Origin of the sequence: Nocardia sp. XZ_19_369 (genome assembly GCF_015355715.1) — a bacterium.
GTDB lineage: Bacteria > Actinomycetota > Actinomycetes > Mycobacteriales > Mycobacteriaceae > Nocardia.
Genome location: NZ_JACVED010000008.1, coordinates 413569 through 435002 on the forward strand (window position 1 = coordinate 413569; position 21434 = coordinate 435002).

The following is a 21434-nucleotide window of genomic DNA, read 5'->3' on the forward strand; positions in this document are numbered from 1 at the left end:
ATTCAGTCCGCACGGGCTTGTTCGTCGAGTTCGTCCAGTACCTGCTGACCGATGGCGAACGCGGCGTTCGCGGCGGGAACTCCTGCGTAAGCACCGGTATGCAACAGGACTTCGGCGATCTCGGCGGCGGTGACGCCATTGCCGAGGGCGGCGCGCACGTGCATCGCTATCTCCTCGTGCCTGCCCAGGGCCGTGAGTATCGCCAGGGTTATGCAGCTTCGGGTTCGGCGATCCAGGCCGGGGCGGGTCCAGAGCGATCCCCACACAGCCTCGGTGATGTATTCCTGGAAGGGGCGGGTGAATTCAGTGGTGTTGGCTTCGGCGCGGTCGACGTGCGCGTCGCCGAGCACCTCGCGCCGCACCTGCGAACCCTGCTGTGCGCGCTCGTTCACGAATTCTCCTTCAGCTGTCCGAGGATCAGGTCATTGACGATGCCGGGCTGTTCTACGTTGGCCAGATGCGCTGCCGGGCCGATGATTTCGAGCCGAGCCATCGGCACCGCATCGGCTATCCGCTGTGCGTGCGCCGGTGGCGTCGCGGGATCGTCCGCGCCCGCGACGACCAGTGTGGGTGCGCTGATCTTCGGCAGGCGTGCGGTGAGGTCCATCGTCTCGATCGCCGCGCAGCATGCGGCGTAGCCTTCGGCGGGAGTGCTCGCGATCATGTCCTGAAAGTCGCGGGTCCGTTTCGGATGGGCGGCGCGCCACTGCGGGGTGAACCACCGCTGCACGGCCGCCTCCGCCACCGCGCCGGTCCCCTCGGCTCGAACGGTCGCGGCACGGTCGGCCCAGCCGCTCGGCGGCCCCAGCTCGGCCGAGGTGCAGCACAGGGTCAGCGTGTGCAGCCGATGCGGTGCATACTGGCCGACCCACATGCCGACCATGCCGCCGAGCGACAGGCCGACGAAATGCGCCCGGCGAATGTGCAGCCGGTCGAGCAGTGCGAGCGCGTCGGCACCGAGATCGGCCAGCGAGTACGGGCCGGGCGGCACCGGGGAACGACCGTGCCCGCGCTGGTCGTAGCGCACGACCCGATAGCCCGCCGTCGTCAGCGCGGCGACCTGGGGTTCCCACATCCGCAGGTCGCTGCCGAGCGAGCCACTCAGCAGGACAGGCGGAGCATCCGGCGCCCCTTCCACGACATAGTGGACATCAACCGCGGTCATCACTCCCCCACCCCGGGTGTCGGCGCTTCTGCCGCACACCCTTTGATTTCCCGCACACCGACTCGCCGCGCTGACACGCGTGCGTCTGTCAAAACCTGTGCGGCTGTGGCGGTTGACCTGAGTGGCGGTCATAGGCTCGACTGCCGGTCATGTAGTGCGCGGCGGATGAATTCCTCCGTGGAGCCCAGATAGCCGGCTGGCTCGAGCAGTTCACCGATTCTGTTGCGGCTCAGAAACTTTGCGATGGCGGGGGTGGTCGCGAGCACGTCGGCGAGATCAGTCGCCGTTGCCTCGGCCTGAAGGCAACATTCCGCGACGAGGTCGCCTGCCTCTTGTCGGCCCACCGCACCGTGCGAGGCTGACACCAACTCGATCGCGACGTGCTCAGCCAGCAGCTGGCCACCGGTGCTGTCGAGGTTGGCGCGCATGCGCTGCGCATCGATCTGGAGACGGTCCAGGCAGACCCGAAGCCAGTGCACCGCCGACCCGGTACTGCGCAGCAGCTCGATCAGTGGCCGCCACTCGGCATGCCACGATCCGGCGGCCCGCTGGTGTTCGTGCGCGGCGGCGCCCAGCAGCGTGGCGACCAGCCCCGGCGCTTGCGCTGCCGAACCAGCGGCCAACACCGCGGCGACCGGATTCCGCTTGTGCGGCATCGTCGATGAGCCACCACTGCCCGGCGGACCCTGTTCGCACACTTCGGCGATCTCGGTCTGCGCCAGCAGCGTCACATCACGGGCGATCTTCGCGACCGCACCGCTCGTCTGCCCGAGCACCCCGGCGACCTCGGCGATCCGGCTGCGCTCGGTGTGCCACGGCAGCACCGGCTCGGCCAGTCCGAGGCGATGCGCGAGCTCGCTCAATACGGGAATGCCATTGCCGCGCAGCGCAGCCAAAGTGCCGACAGCGCCACCGAATTGGACCGCGAGCCGATCCCGGAGAAGCGTGTCGATGCGGTCCAGCGCCGCGACCACGCCGCTGAGCCAGCCGGCCGCGGTGAGCCCGAAGGTGACCGGCGGTGCCTGCTGGAGCAAACTGCGCCCAGCCAGCACCGTGCCCGCGTGTTCCTCGGCAAGTTGCGCGAGCCTGTCCGCGCAGGCGTGTAGATCGGCGCGCAGCGCGGTCAGTGCCCGCGCGGTCACCAGCATGGCGGCGGTATCGAGGACGTCCTGACTGGTCGCGCCCAGATGCACGTAGGCAGCCGCCTCAGGGGTGACCCGCGCAGTCAGTGCGCGCGCCAGTGGACCCGCGGGATTGCCGATGCCCACCGCGGCCGCGCCGAGCTCCGCGATGTCGTACTGCTCGGCGTGGCAGCACCTTTCGATGGCCGCTGCGGCCTCGGCCGGAATCTCGCCCACCGCGGCCGAGGCCAGTGCGAGCGCCGCCTCGAAATCGAGCATCGCCTGCACCCAAGCCCGGTCAGCGACCAGCTCTGCGACGGGTCCCGCCGCGAGCACGCCGTCGAACAGTCCCTCAGACATCGAAGAACACCGTTTCGCCCGCGCCCTGGAGGTGCACGTCGAACACGTATCCGTCACCGTCACGCACGGCGATCAGCGTGTCGCGCCGTTCCGGTGGCACCGTGGCCAGCACCGGGTCGGCCCGATGACGGTCGGCATGTTCCGGAAAGTAGACCCGGGTGACCAGCCGATGCAGTAGCCCGCGGGCGAACACCGACATATCGAGGTGCGGCGCCTGTAGGCCCCCGGCACCGTCGCTCACTGGACCCGGCACGACCGTGTAGATGGCGAACTGCCCGCGCCGAGTGTCGCTGCGCGCGAAGCCTCTTCGGTCGTTGCGCTCGTCGTCGGCCGATCCTGGTGCGTCGGCCTGCCAGGTCTCGACCATGGCGTCATCGATGGCCGTACCCGCTCCATCGAACACCCGGCCCGTAATCCACACCGCGCCAGCAGTTCCCAGCGGCACGGCGAACTCGCACTCATCGCGAATCAAGCCGATGTGCAGATAAGGCCCGACGGTCTGGGACGGGGTGCTGCGCAAGCTAGTCATCGTCGTCCTCCTCGTGTTCGAACGGTGTCGCGTCGCGGCCGCGCAGAACGATGTCGAACTCGAAGGCCAGCGCCCGCTCCGGCTCGCTGCGCGCGTAATCGAAACGGCTGACCAGTAATTCACGGGCGTGCTGGGGAACCGAATTGAACACCGGATCCTGGAAGAACAGCGGATCGTCCGGGAAGTACATCTGCGTCACCAGCCGCTGCGCGAAGGCCTGTCCGAACAGCGAGAAGTGGATGTGCGCGGGCCGCCACGCGTTGTGATGGTTACGCCATGGGTAGGCACCGGGCTTGATCGTGGTGAACTCGTAGCGCCCGGCACCGTCGGTGTAGGTGCGCCCGGCTCCGTCGAAGTTGGGGTCCAGCGCGCAGTTCCAACGGTCGCGGTCGTGCCGATAGCGCCCGCCCGCGTTGGCCTGCCAGATCTCCACCAGCGAATGCGGGATGGGCTTGCCGTCGCCGTCGAGCAATCGTCCGTGCACGATGATGCGCTGACCGATCGGCTCGCCCGCGTGCTGGGCAGTCAGATCATTATCGTTGGGGCCCAACCGATCCGAGCCGAACACCGGGCCGGTGAGTTCGGTGAGCCGCTGCGGCAACAGGATCAGCGATTCACGCGGATGCCGCAGCACCGTGGAGGTGTAGCCGGGAAAGTCCAGCGGCGGGTGGATGTCGTCGGGATCGCGACGGAAACCCGCCGGGTGCACCGGTCGCGTCTTCATGACGTTGCCTCCAGCACGACGGCGAGACCTTGGCCGACACCGATGCACAGTGCGGCCAGTCCCCACCGGCTGCCGCGACGGCGCATTTCACGGGCGAGCTGATTGACGAGCCTGACGCCGGACGCACCCAGCGGGTGCCCGAGCGCGATCGCGCCGCCGTTCACATTGACGATCGCCGGGTCCAGCTCCGGCCACCCGGCCAGACAGGCGAGGGACTGCGCGGCGAACGCCTCGTTCAGTTCCACCACCCCGACGTCGCCCCAGCCGATCCCGGCTCGCCGCAGCGCAATTCGCGCGGCCTCTACCGGACCGATGCCGAACGCGTCCGGGTCGACGCCTGCCGCGCCGCGGCCGGCGATGCGGGCGAGTGGCGCGCTACCGATCCGATCGGCGAGCGTCTCGGCACCGAGCAGCAGGGCGCAGGCGCCGTCGCTCAGCGGTGAGGCATTGCCCGCGGTCACCGTCCCGTTCGGGCGGAACGATGGGCGCAGGCGCGCCAGGGTGGCCACCGTGGTGTCCGGGCGCACCGGTTCGTCCCGGCTGAGGTCGATGTCCGGCAGGGCCGCGACGTGGTCGTCGTAGAAGCCGTCCTTCCAGGCCTGAGCGGCGAGTTGATGGCTGCGCGTAGCGAATTCGTCCTGTGCCGCGCGATCGATGCCGAAGAGGTCGGCGAGCAGTTCGGTGCCCTCGCCCAGCGATACCGTCCACCGCGCGGGCATTTCCGGGTTGACCAGGCGCCAGCCCAGTGTCGTCGAATGCAGCGTGGCGTCGCCTGCGGGAAATCCTCTGGGCGGCTTGGTCATTACCCATGGTGCACGGCTCATCGACTCGACTCCGCCGGCCACGAGGACCGAGGCGTCACCGGTCTCGATCATGCGAGAAGCGTGCAGCACCGCGTCCAAACTCGAACCGCACAAACGGTTCACGGTGGCGCCGGGTACCGAGGTCGGCCAGCCCGCGAGCAGCGCGGCCATCCGCGCGACGTTGCGGTTGTCCTCACCCGCCTGGTTGGCGGCGCCGAACAGCACGTCGTCCACCGTCGCCGGGTCCAGTTGCGTGCGTTCGGCCAACGTGCGCAGGACGTGCGCGGCGAGGTCGTCGGGGCGAGTGCCCGCGAGCGCACCGCCGTAGCGGCCGAAGGGGGTTCGCACGCCGTCGTAGAGAAATGCTGCGCTCATGACGCCGCCTGCAAGGTGTGCAGGGCCGCGAGTTCGGCGGCGGTCGGCGGCTCGGTGACCGCCAGGTCGGCGGCGACCTTCAGCTCCCAACCGGTGGCCGCACGGACCTGTTCGACGGTCACCCCGGGGTGCACCGCCGTCAGCACGAGCTCACCGTTCTCGTCGGGTCGCATGATGCCAAGATCCGTGATCACCTGCGTCGGTCCGGCCCCGCGCAGCCCGAGTCGCGCGCGCTCGGCACCGCCGCGCCCGTGCCCGAACGAGGTGACGAAATCGACTCGCTCGACAAAGGATTGACGTGATTGCCGGACCACGACGAACACCTCACCGCACGACGCGGCGATCTCCGGCGCGCCACCCGCGCCCGGCAACCGCACCTTCGGCTTCCGGTAGTCGCCGATGACGGTGGTGTTGATATTGCCGAAGCGGTCCAGCTGCGCCGCGCCGAGGAACCCGATATCGATGCGTCCCGGCTGCAGCCAGTAGTTGAACACCTCCGGCACACTGATCACCGCGTCGGCGGTCTCGGCGAGGATGCCGTCGCCGATCGAGGCGGGCAGCCGGCCCGGCTTGGAACCCAGCGTGCCGGACTCGTAGATGAGCACCAGGTCCGGCGCGTGGGTGGTGCGCGCCAGATTCGCGGCGGTGGACGGCAGGCCGATGCCGACGAAACACCGCTGGCCGCCGCTCAGGGCCCGCGCGGCCGCGACGGTCATCGTCTCGTCGGAGGTCGAGCTTCTCATGCCACGCTCCCTGCGATGTCGGCGAATACGTGCTGCTCCAGCCAGTCGGCGAAACGTTCTCGATCACGGCTGATCGCGTCCCACGCGGCGTAATAAGCGTTGTCCCGTTCGGAATACCCGTGCGCGTAGGAAGGATTCGCACCGCCGGGAACCTCGGCCACCATGGTGACCGCCCAGGCGGGTAGCACGATCGCACCGGGCACCGGGGTGAGCTCGTCGACGATCTCTTCGACGGTGACCAGGCTGCGGCGCGCGGCGAGCACGGCTTCCTTCTGCACCCCGAGCAGACCCCACAGCTGCACGTTCCCGGCCCGGTCCGCGCGCTGGGCGTGAATCACGGTGACGTCGGGGTTGATCGCGGGCACCGCGGTCAGCCGCTCACCGGTGAACGGGCAGGTGATCGGCTTGATGGTCTCGGTCACCGTCGGCAGATCCGTGCCGACGTAGCCACGCAGCACCGCGAACGGCAGACCGGAGGCACCCGCGACATAGCGGTTGGCCATGCCCGCGTGACTGTGCTCCTCGATCGCCAGCGCGCTGGGCCAGGCATGCTCGACCGCGTCCCGAAACCGGTGCAGCGAACCGACTCCGGGGTTGCCGCCCCACGAGAAGATCAGTTTCGCTGCGCAGCCTGCGCCGATCAGCTGGTCGTACACGATGTCCGGGGTCATCCGCACCAGGGTCAGCTCGCGCCTGCGCTGCCGGATGATCTCCTGTCCGGCCGCGACCGGGATCAGGTGCGTAAAGCCTTCCAGGGCAACGGTGTCGCCGTCGTGGACGAGTTCGGCTACCGCGTCCGCCAAGGACGAAATCCGGGCCACAATCACTCCTTACGTTCGTCGGGTCTAGTTCTGCTGCTGCCAGCCGGTGTAGGCCTCAGCGAAATATGCTGCGCCATACCGGGAATCGGCGATCAGCGACAGCTCACCGCGCTGTCGCTTGATATCGAAGGGGGACGCACCGCCCACCGCGTGCAGCATCGTGGTCGCCCAGTACGAAAAGTGCTGTGCCCGCCACACCCGCCGCACGGCGCGCTCGGTGTACCGGTCGAGTACGTCGGCGTCACCGGCGCGGTAGAAGTCGCCGATCGCCTCGGCCAGCACGGCCACGTCGGCGAGCGCCAGGTTCAGCCCTTTCGCGCCGGTCGGCGGCACGGTATGCGCGGCATCGCCGGCCAGCAGCAGCCGACCGTGGCGCAGCGGTGCGGTGACGAAGGAGCGGAACGGCAGCACCATCTTCGCGCTGATCGGGCCTTCCCGCAGGGCGAAGCCGTTGCCGTTGACGCGGCGGCGCATCTCGGTCCAGATCCGGTCGTCGTCCCAGTCCTGCGGGCGCTCGTCGGGCGCGCATTGGAAGTACATCCGCTGCATCGTCGGTGTGCGCTGGCTGATCAGCGCGAAGCCGAACTCCGAACGGGTATAGATCAATTCGTGGTGGGAGGGCGGCGCCTCGGTCAGGAAGCCGAACCAGGCGAACGGGTATTCGCGGAACCACTCGGCGCGGGTGCCGGGCGGGAAGGCGTGGCGGCAGACCGATCGGGAGCCGTCCGCACCGACGAGCAGGTCGGCCTCGATACGCACTCGGCTGCCGTCCGGCTCGGTACACGTCACCGTCGGGCGGGCGCCGGTGTGGTCGACGACGGTATCGGCCACGCCGTAGCGCACGTCTCCCCCGTCGATCGTGCGTCGCCTCGACAAATCCAGGAACACCTCGGTTTGCGGGTACAGCCAGACGGATTCACCGACCAGCTCCTGGAAGTCGATCCGGTGGTTCTCCCCGTCGAAACGCAGCACCACCCCGTCGTGCCGGTGGCCCTCGGTGAGCACGCGATCGGATACTCCCGAATCCACCAGCAGCCGAACAGAACCCGCTTCGAGAATGCCCGCCCGGATCGTGCCCGCGATCTGCTCGTACGTGCGGATATCGACGACGACGGACTCGATCCCCGCGCGGTGCAGCAGATGCGAGAGCAACAGACCGGCCGGACCGGCGCCGACGATCGCTACCTGGGTGCGGGTGGTCCTCATGCCGGGCGTGCTCCTTCGTCGATCAACGGGGCCGGCTCCGGCGCGAGTCCATCGACGGTGGTGCGCGGCACGGCGGCCATGGCGAGCAGACCTATCCCGGCGACCGCCGCGAAAAGGTAGAAGCCCCAGGGGTTCGCGGAACCGAGGACGATGAGCCAGCCGGTGATGGTAGGTCCGAAGATGGCGCCGAGCCGGCCGACACCTGCCGCGAATCCCATTGCCGTGGCTCTGATCTCAGCGGGGTAGGCCTGAGTTACGTAGGCATAGATGAGCACCTGCGCGGAGAAGACGAAGACTCCGGTGACCAGCACCAGCGCGTTGAGCAGCACCGTGCTGGAAATCTTGATACTGAGCAGCGCCAGGAACACCGCCGCCGCACCGAACCACACCAGCACCGTCGGTTTGATGCCCCGCCGATCAGCGAGCGTCCCTGCCGTCAGCAGGCCGATCACCGCACCGATGTTCAACATCAACAGCACCGTCAACGAGGTCGACATGTTGTACCCGGCATCACGCATCAGCTTCGGCAGCCAGGTGTTCAACCCGTAGACAAGCAGCAGCCCCATGAATGATCCGACCCAAACACCCAGCGTGGCACGCAGATACAACGGCTTCAGCAACACCGCAGGCCGCACGCGGGTGGGCGCGTCCTTGGCCGCGAGGAACGCCTCGGACTCCGGCAATTTCGCCCAGATCACCGGCAGCAGCACGAAACCGGCCAGGCCACCGCCGTAGAACAGCGGCTGCCAATGCGGGATGACCCGCAGCGCGAGCAGTGCGGTGAGCACCGCCCCGGTGTGATAGCCGGTCATGGTGATCGTGCTGGCGAAGGCCCGGCGCGCAGGCGGCATGTGTTCGGCCATGAAGGTCAGCGCGGTCGGCAGGCACGCGCCGAGGCCCACGCCGGCGATCAGCCGGAACACGGCGAAGACAGTGACCGATCCGGCCAGTGGAACAACGGCGGTGAACAGGGAGAACACCGCAATCGAGCTGATCAGCATGCGGCGGCGGCCGTAGCGATCGGCGATCGGGCCGGAGGCCGTCGCACCGATGGCCACGCCCACCAGCGAAATGGTCGCGGCGAAAGTCGCACTGGCCGCGGTGAATCCGACGTGGTGCTGATCGATGAGGGTGGGAATGACGGCGCCGAGAACGACTAGGTCGTAGCCCTCCAGCAGCACGATCAGCCAGCAGAGCACGGCCGGCCAGGACAGCAACTTCTTCATGGTGACTTCGTTTCTGGTGTGCAGTTGTGACTGCCATCACGCTACGATCGGCCACATCAGAAATCCAATAGATGTTTTTTCACATCTGTATAGAGGAGATCTATGGCGGCGGAGTTCGATCTGAACCTCATCCGGACCTTCGTGCTGCTCTACGAGACGCGGAGCGTGACGGCGGCGGCGGACGTCCTCGGCGTCACCCAGCCCACCGTCAGCTACGGGTTGGGCAAGCTGCGCAGGCGGCTCGGTGACGAGCTGTTCGTGCGCGGGCCCGGCGGCCTGGTGCCGAGTTCGGAGGCCGAGCGGCTCTATCCGCCGCTGCGCACCGCCATCGAGCAGCTCGATGTGACCATCGGCGCCGCAACACAATTCGATGCGTCCGGACCGGTCAGTTTCTCGATCGGCCTGTCCGACCTCGGCGAGGTGAACACGCTGCCGCTGGTGCTCGCCGAACTCGCGGCGCGGGCACCCGCAGCGACCTTGCAGGTGCATGCGTTCGACATCGACACCGCCACAGACGAACTCACCCGCGGCCGGGTCGACGCGATCGTGGCCAGCCCGGTGCTGGATTCCGTTCGGCTGCACCGGCTTCCACTGTTCACCGAGGGGTATGCGGGCATGGTCGCGGTCGATCATCCACGCCTGCGCGGTGATTCGGCGACCGAGGACGAGCTGCGCGGCGAACGGCACATTGTCGTCGACGGAACCACGGGTCATCCCGCACCCCGTCAAGCGTTGCGCACCTATGGCCTGGAAGGCCAAATCGCCGTCAGGGTAACACGTTTCGCGACGCTCCCGTATGCCGTGCAGGACACCGACCTGGTCGCCATCGTGCCGCAGCGCGTCGCGCGCGCCTTGGCCCGAACCCATCGCGTACGGACCTTCGCATTGCCGTGGGCCATCGAACCCGCCGAGATCGCCGCCTACACCCGCCGGACGCCCGGCCGCAGCCCGGCCCAGGCGTGGTTCCTCGAGGTGATCCGAGCAGCGCTGCAAGATCTGCCGTGAACCGCGGACCCCAGTTCTGCGGGCATGACTACGCATCGCGCGGCACATTACGATCCCCGGACAGGCAGACTGCTCGTCAGACGTCCCATAATTGAATACGGGGGCGGCGGGGCTGACGAATCGCTCTGACTTCGATGACGACCATGGGAGGAATCGTCAGTGAACGATGATCGGGCGGGAAAATTCGAGCAATTGGATCATGGGCGCAGCGGGGTGCGCGGGTTGGGGACAACTCTGCGCTGGTTCCGTGATCCGCTGGCCGTGATGGGTCGGCTCGCCGACCAGCAGGGACCGGTAGCCGGGTTTCGGATCGGGATGTTTCCTGCGGCGCTGGTGACCGGACCGGAGGAGATCCACGAGGTCCTGGTATCGCGGGCCCCGGAATTCCGGCGGGCCAGGGCGGTGACCGGCACGCTGTGGCCCGCGCTGCGCGAGGGGTTGATCATCTCCGAGGGCGAGGTGCACCGCACGCAGCGGGCAATGGTCGCGCCGCTGTTCACGGCGCGGCGGGTGCCGAAATACGTCGACGTGATGGCGACCCGCATGCAGGCGCATCTGCGGCGGTGGCAGGCGGCGGGCGAGGTCGATCTGCTCGCCGGGGTGCAGGCGATGATGCACGATGTCGTCGCCGGGCTGCTGATCGATGAGCCACTCGACGATCACGCGGACGTGGTCGACGCGGCGACCAGGATCTTCGACTGGGAAATGCGGGCGATGTCGCGGCCGATCGTCGCGCCGTTGAACATTCCGACGAAGCGCAATCGCGACTTCATCGCCGATCTCGCCCTGGTGCGCGACTGGGCTGCCCGGATGATCGACACGCGCCGTCGGCAACCCGGGCGGCACGACGACATCGTGACGGCGCTGCTCGCCCAGCGTGACCGCGACGGCGCGCCGATGAGCGAGAATCGGCTCGTCGACGAGGTGATCAACCTGTGGGCGGCGGCGCACGAGACCAGCGCCGACGCGATGTTCTGGACCGCATACGCGCTGTCGCGGCATCCCGGCATCGCCCGGCGGGCCGCGGCAGAAGCAGACCGGGTCCTCGATGGGGCGGCGCCCACCGCGGCGGATCTGCCACAGCTCCCTTACTGTTTGCAGGTGTTCAAGGAATCGATGCGGCTGTATCCGCCGTCGCCCGCGTTCCTGCGCGAGGCCGCGCAGGACACGCGGATCGGTGACTACGCGATCGGCGAGGGCACGATCGTGTTCGTCGCCCCCTACGTGATGCACCGTTCGGCGCGGCAGTATCCCGATCCCTTGACCTTCGACCCCGATCGGTTCGCCCAGGAGTCGGCGCGACCGTGGGAACGACTGTCCTACTTGCCTTTCGGCGCCGGTGAACACGTCTGCATCGGTTCGGCCCTCGCATTGCTCGAGGGGCAGATCTTCACCGCGCTGCTGCTCAGCGGCGGCACGCTGCAACGGATCGACGGTGACGTCGGGATGAAGCTGACGATCAACCTGCGCCCGAAGCGCGAGGCCCGAGTGGTCTACACGCAGAGGCGGCAGGTATCGACCCGCGAGCTGTCCGGGATCGAGGTCGGCGAATCTCGATGACTTCGCCGTCATTGTCCGACCGCGTCGCGGCGGCGGTGTCGCGCCGATTCTGTCGGCGGTCCTCGTCCACCCGGGCGGCGACCGAGCAGATCGAACGCATCCTCGCCTTCGCGCTCGGCGTCGGTGTCTGGATCTTCGGTGTCGGTGACGCCGCCGAGATCGCCAGACAGTCGCGGCACTTCCCGACCTGGTGGACCGTGCTGGCCATGTGTGGTGTGTACGGCACCGCGCTGCTGATGGCGGGGCTCGCGCTGCGCGCCCCGCTGACTGCCGTGCGAGCCCTCGCGGCAACGCACGCAACGGTTTTCGCCGTGGCCGTCGCGTTGTCCGGCTTCGCGGTGGCGCCGGGACAGATCACCGACGACGTGGCCTGGATCTATCGGCTGGTGCCGCTCGGCGGGGTCGCCGCCACGCTGGCCTGGCGGGCGCCGGTGGTTTCGATCTACGTCGTCGGCGTCGCGACGCTCGCCGCGTCGTCCACCGGACAGGCCACCGGCGACCTCAGCTGGACCGAGTTCGGGCTCACCTCGATGCGTATCCTGGGCATCACGGTGACCTTCGTCTACATCACGGAGATGGCGCGCCGCGCGGCCCGCCTGCTCGACCAGGAGCGGGCGCGCGCACACCATCAGGCCTCGCTCGCGGCGGCGGACGAGGCCCGCGCCAGCGAGCGCGCCCGCTTCGCCGGGGTGATCCACGACAAGGTGCTCGCCACGCTGCTCGACACCTCCCGCGGCGGTAGTCCCAGCATGCTTGCGCGGCAAGCCAATCAAGCCCTCGGCCAGTTCGCCGCCATCGGGCGGATCAGCGACCTGTGCACCGATCTCGAGGCGATCGAGACGATCACGCGCGAAGCGGTCGGTGCCACCGATGCCGAACTGCGCGTGCAGGTTCGGCACGACTGCAACTCGGCCGATCTGCGCATCGACTCGGCCACCGTCACCGCGCTCGCCCAGGCCGCCGCCGAAGCTGTTCGGAACAGCGTGCGGCATGCCGGCGTGCCCGGACGCACTGTCGCAAGACAGTTGAGGATCGAGGCGCGCGCCTCCGGACTCACCGTCGTCGTCGGCGACGACGGTGCCGGGTTCGACCCGGCGGTCGTCGCGGCCAACCGGCTCGGGCTCACCGTGAGCATCGTGCAGCGGATGCGCGAAGCCGGCGGCCGCGCCGTCATCGAGTCCCAGCCCGGTGCAGGCACGCGGATCATCCTGGAGTGGAATGCGCCCGATGACACCTGACAGCAGTGGCGACCTGAGCAGGCTGCTCAGCGCGCACCGCTCCACCATGGTGACCATCATCGCCGTGGTGCTGGCCACCGACGCCGCCGTGATGATCCGCTCGGTCCGCCGAGCCGAGCTGCCTCTCTCGGTGACCCTGGTCGCCGCCGCGATCGTGATCGTCGCCGCCACCGTCGTCGTCGTGCTCGACACCGGGAAACCGATCCATACCTATGCGGCCGTCTTCGTGGCGTCCGCCGGCGCCGTCGCCACCCTGATCGCCAGCGACCAGGTGACCGCCGAGCTCGACGCCAACACCAGCGTCTGGACCGCGTACACCGGCGGCAGCGCGCTCGCCATGCTCGTCCTGCGCGGCCGAAACATCTTGGCCTGGACGGGAACCGCGGCCACCTGGCTGGCCGTCGTACTCGCTTCGGACGGCAATCCGACCGTGTACGTGCAGGCGATCGTGCCACTCGTCAACGTCGCCATCGCCGCCGCGTTCGCCGCCATCATGCGCCCCACCCTGCGTTCCCTGCACGAGCTGGAAGTCGAGTCCACCGCCCGCGCCGTCAAACAAGCCAGGCTCGACGCGCAGAACGCCGAACGCAAACGCCAACTCGACCGCCTGGACCGCCGCGCCCGCCCCATGCTCGAACGCATCGCCGCCGCCGTCCCCTTCCAGCCCGACGAGCGCGAAGAATGCCGCCTGCTCGAGGCCGAACTCCGCGACGAACTCCGCGCCCCCACCCTCTCCACCCCCGAACTGCTCGCCGCCGCCCGCGCCGCCCGCGCCCGCGGCGTAGAAGTCATGCTGCTCGACGACGGCGGACTCGAATCCGCCCCCACCCCTCTCAGCACCCGAGTCCGCGAAGTAGCCACCCGCGAACTGGACAACACCACCCACGGCCAAGTAACCGTCCGCGTACTCCCCCCAGGTCGCCACAACCTCGCCACCGTCCTGGTAGACGAAAAATGCGGCAACCGCCGCACCGAAATCGACAGCGCCGGAACAGTAACCGTCACCCTCGACCGAGCAGTCCGCTCAGACGAATCCAGCGACCCACCCCCACCCCGCAAGTCCCCCTGATCCGCAGAGCGGACCCCTGGCTATGTCACGCGGGGGCGGTGGGCTCGGATATCTACGGGGCGTCCGTCGGGATCGCGGGCCGTCATGGTCCATTGGGTGGGTAGGGTCTCGATCTCTCCGACGGGCCATCCGGCGGACAGGATTCGTTCGCGTACCTCGCACAGCAGGTCGTGTGTTCCTACGCGCAGTCCCCATCCTGCTCGGCCCAGCGGGTCGAGGTCGAGGGTTGTGGGGGTAGAGGTTTCGACGAGCATGAGGTGGTCGGCGGCGCCGACGTCGATGACCGCGATGCGTGGGTCGTCGAGGGTGGCGGGGCGTTCGAAGGCGAGTCTGGCTCCGAGCAGCTCGTAGTAGCTCACGAGCTGGTCGAGGTCGGGGGTGGCGAGGGTCAGGTGGTTGATTCCGAGCAGTTCTTGCATGATGAATCGAGCGTAGTGCGGCTGCTGGGCGGGGCCTAGCCCTCTCTGTTCAGGGCACCGCACCAGCGCTCAGGGGGTGGCGTTTCGGTTCTCCAGCACCAGTTCTCGGTATTCGGCGGCGAGGCGGTGGCAGTCGCCTGGCCAGCGGGCGGAGAGGTAGTTGCGGTCGCGGACTGTGAAGCCGCGGTTCGGGTGGGTTGCGGTATCGCGGCGCGGGAGCAGGGGCCCGGGTTCGAATTGGCGCGGATCGCGCAGGGCGGCAGTGACTTCCGCTTGGACGGTCTGGGGGTAGGTGCGGTAGTAGCTGCCGAGGCGGAGGCGGGTCAGGTTCCAGGCGGAGAGTTCTAGAGTTGCGGTGACAGCGGTGGTTCGGCGGTCGTAGAGCACGGAGCGGCCGGTTTGCGGGTCGGTGGCGCGGGCGGCCAGCAATACGCCGTGACAGACGGCAGCTACAGGTTTATCGGCGAGTAGGGCGCGGCCGAAAATTCCTTGGGCAGTGGAGGATTCGAGCATCGACTTCATGCCGGGGGCGTGGCCGCCGGGGACGACGACGCCGGAGATTTCTTCATCGACTACGTCGGCATAGGCAAGAGGTGATTGGAAGTCCGGGTCCTCGCGCATCCGGTCGTAGTCGTGTAGCGCGTCCGGCCGGGTCATCAGGAGTGGGGAGAGGATCGAGAAGCCCTGCTCGACGAGGCGATCGTCGGCGAGGGCGACTCGACCTTCGGGGGTGGCGAAGCGGACGGGCACGCCTGCGTCTCGCAGGGCCGCCCACGGCACCGCGGATTCGGTGGGGTCGTAGTCGCGGGCGGGCAGGAGAAACAGGATCATCTACAAAGGGTAGCGGTGAATTTGCCCGTTTAGAGGTTCAATGGCTGACGGCCGGGTCGGGTGCGGCGCCAGGCGACCGCGAGGAAGGCGATGAGGCCGAGCAGGGGCAGGGTGGCGATGGTCCAGCTGAGCGGCAGCGGCGGGCCGGGTTGGTCGAGGACGTGGATACCGTCGAGGGTGCCTTCGCCGTGGCCGAGGGGTCCGTCGAGGAGGAAGGTGATGGAGTAATCGCCGGGGTCGTCGATAGCCATGATGTCCAGGCCCCAGGAGTCGCGTTTGCGCGGGTGGCGGACGAACGGGGCGTTGCGTTTCCATGACTTGAACGCGGGGCCGGCCATCCGGAACGCGCCGGTCTTGTCGGCGATACCGCCTTCGGGCATGAACGTGAAGTCGAGCGACCTCATCGCGCGGATGGGCCAGGTGGAGAAGCCGACGGTCATGGCGTAGGGGCCGACCTGGACTCGTTCGGTGTGCACGATGTCGACGGGGGCGTAGGCGGAGGCGGGGGCGATCGCGACCAACGACAGGGTGATCGCGGCGAGCACGGTGAGGGCGAGTTTGCGCAGCGCGATCATCGGGCGACCTCCGTGGCGGGCGCGGGCAGCATGCGGACGAAGCGGCCTGCGAGGAAACCGGCGAGCAGGCCGAGCGGTATCGCGACGACCGTGGACAGCACGACGTCGTTGAGGGCGAGGCGGGCGAAGAAATGCGTGAACTGCAACTGCAGCGGGAAGGTCACGCCGACCACGAGCCCGGTCACCAGACCGGCCGCCGGCACGATCTTGTTCGGGTCGAAACCACGGGTGCGGGCCAGCCAGAACAGGCCCTCCACGGCGACGGCCGCGACGATCAGGAACATCGGCATGATCGCGGGCAACGACGGCGGCCGAGAACCGAGCCCGTCCCGCAGCGGCAGCCCGATGGACGAGGCATAGGCTTCCGCGGCCCACGGCGAGAACCACCACAGGGCCGCCTGGATCGAGCCGAGGGCGACCGCGATGGCGATGGCGGCACCGGGGCGGGCCAGCGCCGCCGCACCGAGGACGAGCAGCATCGGCCCGAACAGCAGAACACCGAGAATGGTCGAGTCGACGGGCAGTTCGAGATTGTCCAGCGCTTGGGTGAGGATGGGCGCGAAGGTGATCATGATCGGGATTGCCAGCACGATGCCGACCTGACCCCAGCGGTGGTCGCGGTGGGACGCGAAGACCATGATGCTGCCGATCATGGTGAGCGTGATCGACAGGAACAGCGCCACGTGCGACGGCGTGTTCAGCACCGCGTCGAAACCGTAGATCGCATGCCACTGCATGTCGAGCAGCCCGTAGAGCAGGAACAACGCGGCGCCCGCCCCGGCAACCATGTAACCGAGCGGGGCCGTGAGGTTACTGCCGAACACCCGGATGGGCGTGCCACCCAGCGCGGGCACCGGCCGTCCGGCCCGTTGGGCGGAGGTGGCGAGGAAAACCATGGCGAGGCTGGCGAATCCGGAGATGGCACTGCCGGAATACAGGAACAGGTGCGGCAGCGTGAAGAACGTGTCGGGGCCGACGTCGTTGTGCCACTGGATATCCCAGCTCAGGCCGATCAACGTGACGGCGGTGCCGAGCAGCACGCCCCATGCGCCGACGCGGGCCGCGGTGCTGTTGTCGGACGTGGCGGTGTGCGCCGTAGGCGTGCTCCCGTCTTCGATCGTGTCGGACGGTGCTGAGATATCCATGACGAGCGGTCCCTCCTCGGTGGTCTTGCGATTCGTGCTGATGCGTGCGTCTTTTCGGCTCAGCCGCCGACCCACAGGGGCAAGGTGACCTGGTCGATGCCGTGGTGCGCGTCGATGAACAAGCGCAGCTCCCATGGGCCGGTCATCATCAGCGACACCGATGCGGCGCGGAAATGACCGGACCCGGTGGCGGCGGCCGGGACCGGCGCTCCGGCGTGGCCCATCAGCGGCTGGATCGCTTGAACCTGTACCGCCGCATGGTCTATCGCCGCGCCGGTGCGATCGGTGACGGTGACGTCCACAGCGGTGTCGCCGAGACGGAGGCTGTCGATAGTGACGGTGACGAGGTGTTGCGGTGTACCGGCTTTCAGCACGACAGGGTCGGGCGAGCTCGGCCACACCAGCCATCCGATGGTGGCGATGACGACCACGGCGGCTACTGCCGCAACGATACGAAGCGAACGAGGACCAGTGGACGACGCGCTCATCGACGTGCCCCCGCCGCGACATCGAGCACCACAGGAACGGTGAGCACCGTGTAGTTCCGTTCGACCTGGATCCAGAGCCGATACCTGCCCGCGACCGGGAACGTGAAGGTGAACGGCACGTCAGGCCCGAACGCGGCGACCGTTTCGTCGGGCGGACTCTCGCCGTTGGCGGGCGGCATCAGCATCACGCCGCGGCCCGCGTCGGGCATCCCCGACATGTCGTGCCCACCGCTCATCCCTGGCATGTCGTGCCCACCAGCCATCCCTGGCATATCTTGCATCGACGTCGGCCCCATCGAGTGGGCGTGCCCCCAGACGGCCGAGTTCTGCACGGCCGCAGCGATATCCACGCTGCCCGTCGGCACCGGTCCCGCCATGACCAGGTGCCCGACCATGCCGAGCCACGGTTGCAGATCAGCAGTGTCGCCGACTTCGGCAGTGATGGTCGTGGGTTTCCCGACCACCGCCTCGGTTGTCCTGACGGTAATGGCATTGCCCCCGACAACCATCGACGCGGACTTGTCGCTCCCACCGAGATGCAACGGGCTGTTCGACACCTGGGGCACAGAATCACTCGGCGCGACCTCGACTCCGGTTGCGGCACGAACCATTTGCACACCCCCACCCCGACGAGCCAACTCCGCCGACAACGCATAGCGGCCAGGCTCGGATGCCGTCAGATGGACCTGATAGCGACCGGGACCGGTCCGGATCGGATGTAAGTGCGAGAGTCCACCATTCGGACCGACCACCAGCAGATGCACGAACGCACTGTCGTGCACGACGATGTCGTCCGCCAACGCTCCGGTGGCCGCATCGATCAACACCAGATCGAAGTCGCTCCCCCGCCCGGCTACCGCAGCACCCGCCACCGTGAGCAACACCGGCGGCCGGGAGTAGTCCGAGATCATCGGCTGACCAACCGAATACGGATCGGTGACATTGTCCACGGTGGGGTCGAGCTGACCGCCCGGCTGCGGCGGCAACGGCAACGACACCGACAGCAGGGCGGCCGTCACCGACACGGCAACCCCCGCCACCATCCCACCGGCAGGCAGCAACGCCCACGCCGTGCGCCGCGCCCGCATCGCCACCAACACCGAAACTGGAAGCAGCACACCGGCTACCAGAAACCCGCCGTACACCAGCCGCTCCGGCGGCGAGGTGACCTGCGCGGGCACGACGAATGGAATCCGCGCCACGCGCACACCGTCACCGATCGCGAGTTCCCAAGGGCCGGGCCGATCCATGTCCAAGGTCGCCGGATACATGCCCGGCGTGCCGCCGAGTTCGACAACCGCCTCCGCAGTGGGAGCTCCAGGAGCAGGCAGGTCCGGCACGGCCCCCATCGGCGTCGCCGCGAGCGTGAGTTGCCCTGCGGCCGTGCCCGCGTGCGTAACGACATCCACCCGCAGCGGCCCCGGGACGCTCGTCACCCGGCGCAGCACGACCGTGAGCTCCCGGTCGCCGAGGGACTGCGCGATCGAGATATCCCCGCCCGCGGACGCGGAATCAGCAGATGCGGGCGCCATTCCAGCCGACACGAGCAAGGCCAGCAACCCGGCGACGAGCAGGGCGCGACAGCGAACGGCAGGGGCGACAGTCACTCGCGCCATGCTATGGCCGCGAACCCGCAAGATCATCACCTCCTGAGGGGACCCCGACTCCCCCATCGGGTTGATGCCGTCATAGGGGATGTCCCGGAGAATGCCCCCGCTACCCGCCGTGCTCATCGGCGGCCGCGCGGAGCAGATCGAGGAAGACAGACAGCGGCGGCTGCGACTCGGCACCCGCCTTGACCACCGCGACAATCGTTCTCGTCGGGACCGGACCGACGACCGGACGGCACACGACCGACTCGGTCGGGATCGCACGCAGCGCCAGGCGCGGAATCAGCGTCAACCCCAGCCCGGCAGCGACGAAACCGACAGCGGCGGCGTAGTCGTGCGCCTCCACCACGAAGTCCGGGCTGAATCCGGCCGCACCGCAAGCCTTCAGCATGGTTTCCCGGCACAGGGTGCTCGGCCACTCGTTGTCGATCCACCGTTCCGCTCGCAGCTGCCCCAACTCGATGACCGGCTGCCTGGCGAGCGGATGGGCAGGCGGCAGCACCGCGAGGAACGGATCGTCGAGCAGGTGCAGTGTGCGTAGGCCCCTGCTCGCCGAACACACGCGTCGGATTCAGGAGGAAATCGCCCGTGCGGAAACCGCACTCGCCGACCTCACACCTGCCTCGGTGGGCCGGATGTCGCGTCCGTGCCGCTCTACCAACGGCATTCCGGTCTCCCGCTGGAGCGCGGCGATGTGCTGACTGATCGCGGACGGCGTGTAGCCGAGCCGGGCGGCCGCGCCGTGGATCGAGCCGTTCTCCACGACCGCGCGGCACCCGGACTTCGAGGTGGTAGCGGCAGCCGACCCGAATCCCACTGCCCTCGAACGGATTCGCGCCCAGCATCCGGTTATTTCCCTGGGCCACTCCGCAGCACCCCTGCTCGACAGCGCTCGACTGGACGCCATCTACATCGCCTCGCCGCCGGACACCCACGCCGGCTACGCGATAGCCGCGATGTCCGCGGGCAAGGCCGTCTTATCGGAAAAGCCTCTCGCCGTGCGGCTCAGCGACGGGGCGGAGATGGTGCGCGTCGCCACCGCGACCGGCGTGGTGAATGCCCTCAACTTCACCCTGGCCGATCGCGCTGCCGCACTCGCGGTCGGGCAAGCGCTACGCAACGGCGAAGCCGGTGACGTCGTCGGCGTGGACATGCGGTTCACCTTTCCGAGCTGGCCCCGCCCCTTCCAGCGCGACGCCCGCTGGGTCGCCGGTCGCGAACAAGGCGACCTGCTACGCGAAGTCGGTTCGCACTACCTGTTCCTCACCGACCAGCTGCTCGGCCCGCTCACTCCGGCTTCGACCCACATCCGGTACGGCACCGCAGCCGAAACGTTTGCCGCAGGACGATTTACGGCAGGCGATATCCCGATCACCATCGCCGGAAGAGTTGCCGCCGCACCCGAGACATACGAATGGACCCTCATGGCACCGAACGATCATTCCGCATCACCGACTGGTCGCGGCTGCACATCAGCGACGGCGGCCAATGGACGGAAGTCGCCCCGAGCGGACCACGCGGCACCGAGCACACCCGCCTGAGCGCGTTCGCCCGAGCCATCCGCGGGCAGCACTCGACACTGCCCGACTTCGCGACAGGCCTACGCGTCCAACAGGCGATCGAGCACTTCCACCAGGCACCTTCCTGATCATCGACGAAATCCACCGGGCCGCAATTCGACTGGCACCCTTGACAACCCTGCCGCCGTAGCATGCAATATATTGCATGCCGGTTCCGCACAGCGAAGGTCTCGTCGCCAGGTCACTGCTTCGAGAGAACGCCTACCGCGCGATCCGGGACGCCATCGTCGACGGCACCCTCGCGCCCGGCGAACGCCTCAACGACAACGACCTGGTGAAATGGCTCGGCGTCAGCCGAACACCGGTGCGAGAGGCGCTCATGCGCCTGGAGCAGGCGGGTCTGGTGCAGACCAAACCCGGCCGCTACACCATCGTCAGCCCGCTCGACGTCCGCGCGGTCCGCGCCGCCCAGTCCGTCACCACCGCCATGCACGAACTCGCCGTGCGCGAGGCCCTGCCCAACCTCTCTGCCGACGAACTGGCGGCCATGCGCGAAGCCAACGCACGCTTCGCAGAAGCCTTGCGCCGCAACGATGTCGACGCCGCGATCACCGCCGACGACGACTTCCATCGCATCCCGGTCACCGCGAGCGCCAACGACGCCATCCGCAGCGTCCTCGAACAGTTCACCCCGGTACTGCGCCGGGTGGAGCGCCTGCGGTTCTCCTCCCTGAGCGGCCGCAGTTCCGTAGCGCAGCACGACCGCATCATCGCGCTGTGCGAGGCAGGCGATGTCGAAGGCGCGGTGGCAGGCACCCGGGCGAACTGGCAGACGCTGGTACCCCTGCTCGAAAACCTCACTCCCGGAACGTAATACCGGCTGCATCCCTAGGAACCATCG

24 protein-coding genes are annotated in these 21434 nt (G+C 68.3%); 6 read left to right on the top strand and 18 right to left on the bottom strand.

All coding sequences use genetic code 11. The features are described 5' to 3' along the window. Positions 1–2 precede the first annotated feature (2 nt). The 10 genes from pcaC to IBX18_RS30125 all read right to left on the bottom strand — a co-directional run bounded on the left by pcaC (position 3) and on the right by IBX18_RS30125 (position 9073). Positions 3–392 (bottom strand): 4-carboxymuconolactone decarboxylase, encoded by a 390-nt coding sequence (gene pcaC / locus IBX18_RS30080; RefSeq protein WP_194836862.1) that lies wholly within the window; start codon positions 390–392, stop codon positions 3–5. Beyond that, complete coding sequence (gene pcaD / locus IBX18_RS30085) at positions 389–1165, bottom strand: 3-oxoadipate enol-lactonase (RefSeq protein WP_194836863.1); 777 nt, start codon at positions 1163–1165, stop codon at positions 389–391. The genes pcaC and pcaD overlap by 4 nt, the downstream gene beginning before the upstream one ends. A gap of 128 nt (positions 1166–1293) precedes the next feature. Continuing rightward, positions 1294–2646: a 3-carboxy-cis,cis-muconate cycloisomerase gene (gene pcaB, locus IBX18_RS30090; protein WP_194836864.1), complete on the bottom strand. Its 1353-nt coding sequence runs from the start codon at positions 2644–2646 to the stop codon at positions 1294–1296. Further along, the gene (gene pcaG, locus IBX18_RS30095; protein WP_194836865.1) at positions 2639–3175 is read right to left on the bottom strand and encodes a protocatechuate 3,4-dioxygenase subunit alpha; all 537 of its coding nucleotides are present in this window, start codon (positions 3173–3175) and stop codon (positions 2639–2641) included. The genes pcaB and pcaG overlap by 8 nt, the downstream gene beginning before the upstream one ends. After that, positions 3168–3899: a protocatechuate 3,4-dioxygenase subunit beta gene (pcaH, locus tag IBX18_RS30100; protein ID WP_194836866.1), complete on the bottom strand. Its 732-nt coding sequence runs from the start codon at positions 3897–3899 to the stop codon at positions 3168–3170. Before pcaH ends, pcaG begins: the two co-directional genes overlap by 8 nt. Beyond that, positions 3896–5077, bottom strand: coding sequence for a thiolase family protein (locus IBX18_RS30105; protein WP_194836867.1), 1182 nt, complete (start codon positions 5075–5077; stop codon positions 3896–3898). The genes pcaH and IBX18_RS30105 overlap by 4 nt, the downstream gene beginning before the upstream one ends. Then, positions 5074–5820: a CoA-transferase subunit beta gene (locus IBX18_RS30110; protein WP_194836868.1), complete on the bottom strand. Its 747-nt coding sequence runs from the start codon at positions 5818–5820 to the stop codon at positions 5074–5076. Before IBX18_RS30110 ends, IBX18_RS30105 begins: the two co-directional genes overlap by 4 nt. Then, the gene (locus tag IBX18_RS30115) at positions 5817–6641 is read right to left on the bottom strand and encodes a CoA transferase subunit A (protein ID WP_194836869.1); all 825 of its coding nucleotides are present in this window, start codon (positions 6639–6641) and stop codon (positions 5817–5819) included. The genes IBX18_RS30110 and IBX18_RS30115 overlap by 4 nt, the downstream gene beginning before the upstream one ends. A gap of 24 nt (positions 6642–6665) precedes the next feature. Beyond that, positions 6666–7847 carry a 4-hydroxybenzoate 3-monooxygenase gene (locus tag IBX18_RS30120; RefSeq protein WP_194836870.1) on the bottom strand — a complete coding sequence of 394 codons (1182 nt, stop codon included), beginning with the start codon at positions 7845–7847 and terminating at the stop codon, positions 6666–6668. Then, entirely contained in the window at positions 7844–9073 is a 1230-nt protein-coding gene (locus IBX18_RS30125) for an aromatic acid/H+ symport family MFS transporter (protein ID WP_194836871.1), read from the bottom strand. The genes IBX18_RS30120 and IBX18_RS30125 overlap by 4 nt, the downstream gene beginning before the upstream one ends. Positions 9074–9175: 102 nt before the next feature. On the opposite strand from IBX18_RS30125, the gene IBX18_RS30130 reads away from it, so the two are divergent. The 4 genes from IBX18_RS30130 to IBX18_RS30145 all read left to right on the top strand — a co-directional run bounded on the left by IBX18_RS30130 (position 9176) and on the right by IBX18_RS30145 (position 13945). Continuing rightward, complete coding sequence (locus IBX18_RS30130; protein ID WP_194836872.1) at positions 9176–10078, top strand: LysR family transcriptional regulator; 903 nt, start codon at positions 9176–9178, stop codon at positions 10076–10078. Positions 10079–10237: 159 nt separating this feature from the next. Then, entirely contained in the window at positions 10238–11638 is a 1401-nt protein-coding gene (locus IBX18_RS30135; protein ID WP_194836873.1) for a cytochrome P450, read from the top strand. Then, complete coding sequence (locus tag IBX18_RS30140; RefSeq protein ID WP_194836874.1) at positions 11635–12876, top strand: ATP-binding protein; 1242 nt, start codon at positions 11635–11637, stop codon at positions 12874–12876. The genes IBX18_RS30135 and IBX18_RS30140 overlap by 4 nt, the downstream gene beginning before the upstream one ends. After that, on the top strand, positions 12866–13945 hold the full coding sequence (locus IBX18_RS30145) for a hypothetical protein (protein WP_194836875.1): 1080 nt from the start codon (positions 12866–12868) through the stop codon (positions 13943–13945). Before IBX18_RS30140 ends, IBX18_RS30145 begins: the two co-directional genes overlap by 11 nt. A gap of 20 nt (positions 13946–13965) precedes the next feature. Here IBX18_RS30145 and IBX18_RS30150 read toward each other — a convergent pair whose 3' ends face one another. From IBX18_RS30150 to IBX18_RS43225, 8 genes are all read right to left on the bottom strand, one after another. After that, positions 13966–14364: a VOC family protein gene (locus IBX18_RS30150; RefSeq protein ID WP_194836876.1), complete on the bottom strand. Its 399-nt coding sequence runs from the start codon at positions 14362–14364 to the stop codon at positions 13966–13968. 69 nt (positions 14365–14433) lie between these two features. Beyond that, positions 14434–15195: a type 1 glutamine amidotransferase domain-containing protein gene (locus tag IBX18_RS30155; RefSeq protein ID WP_194836877.1), complete on the bottom strand. Its 762-nt coding sequence runs from the start codon at positions 15193–15195 to the stop codon at positions 14434–14436. Between the two features lie 29 nt (positions 15196–15224). Then, a complete protein-coding gene (locus tag IBX18_RS30160) occupies positions 15225–15770 on the bottom strand; it encodes a hypothetical protein (RefSeq protein WP_194836878.1) in 546 nt (181 codons plus the stop codon). Beyond that, complete coding sequence (locus IBX18_RS30165) at positions 15767–16915, bottom strand: hypothetical protein (RefSeq protein ID WP_194836879.1); 1149 nt, start codon at positions 16913–16915, stop codon at positions 15767–15769. The genes IBX18_RS30160 and IBX18_RS30165 overlap by 4 nt, the downstream gene beginning before the upstream one ends. Positions 16916–16974: 59 nt before the next feature. Next, positions 16975–17346 (bottom strand): FixH family protein, encoded by a 372-nt coding sequence (locus tag IBX18_RS30170; protein ID WP_194836880.1) that lies wholly within the window; start codon positions 17344–17346, stop codon positions 16975–16977. A 53-nt stretch (positions 17347–17399) separates the two neighbouring features. Continuing rightward, positions 17400–19010, bottom strand: coding sequence for a hypothetical protein (locus tag IBX18_RS30175; RefSeq protein WP_306796474.1), 1611 nt, complete (start codon positions 19008–19010; stop codon positions 17400–17402). Between the two features lie 109 nt (positions 19011–19119). Then, a complete protein-coding gene (locus tag IBX18_RS42395; RefSeq protein WP_306796475.1) occupies positions 19120–19575 on the bottom strand; it encodes a LysR substrate-binding domain-containing protein in 456 nt (151 codons plus the stop codon). Positions 19576–19584: 9 nt separating this feature from the next. After that, positions 19585–19776: a LysR family transcriptional regulator gene (locus tag IBX18_RS43225; protein ID WP_306796476.1), complete on the bottom strand. Its 192-nt coding sequence runs from the start codon at positions 19774–19776 to the stop codon at positions 19585–19587. Positions 19777–19801: 25 nt separating this feature from the next. Here IBX18_RS43225 and IBX18_RS30185 point away from each other — a divergent pair, with 25 nt between their 5' ends. Continuing rightward, positions 19802–20554 carry a Gfo/Idh/MocA family oxidoreductase gene (locus IBX18_RS30185; RefSeq protein WP_306796477.1) on the top strand — a complete coding sequence of 251 codons (753 nt, stop codon included), beginning with the start codon at positions 19802–19804 and terminating at the stop codon, positions 20552–20554. 184 nt (positions 20555–20738) lie between these two features. Next, on the top strand, positions 20739–21407 hold the full coding sequence (locus IBX18_RS30190; RefSeq protein ID WP_194836882.1) for a GntR family transcriptional regulator: 669 nt from the start codon (positions 20739–20741) through the stop codon (positions 21405–21407). Positions 21408–21434: the final 27 nt, after the last annotated feature.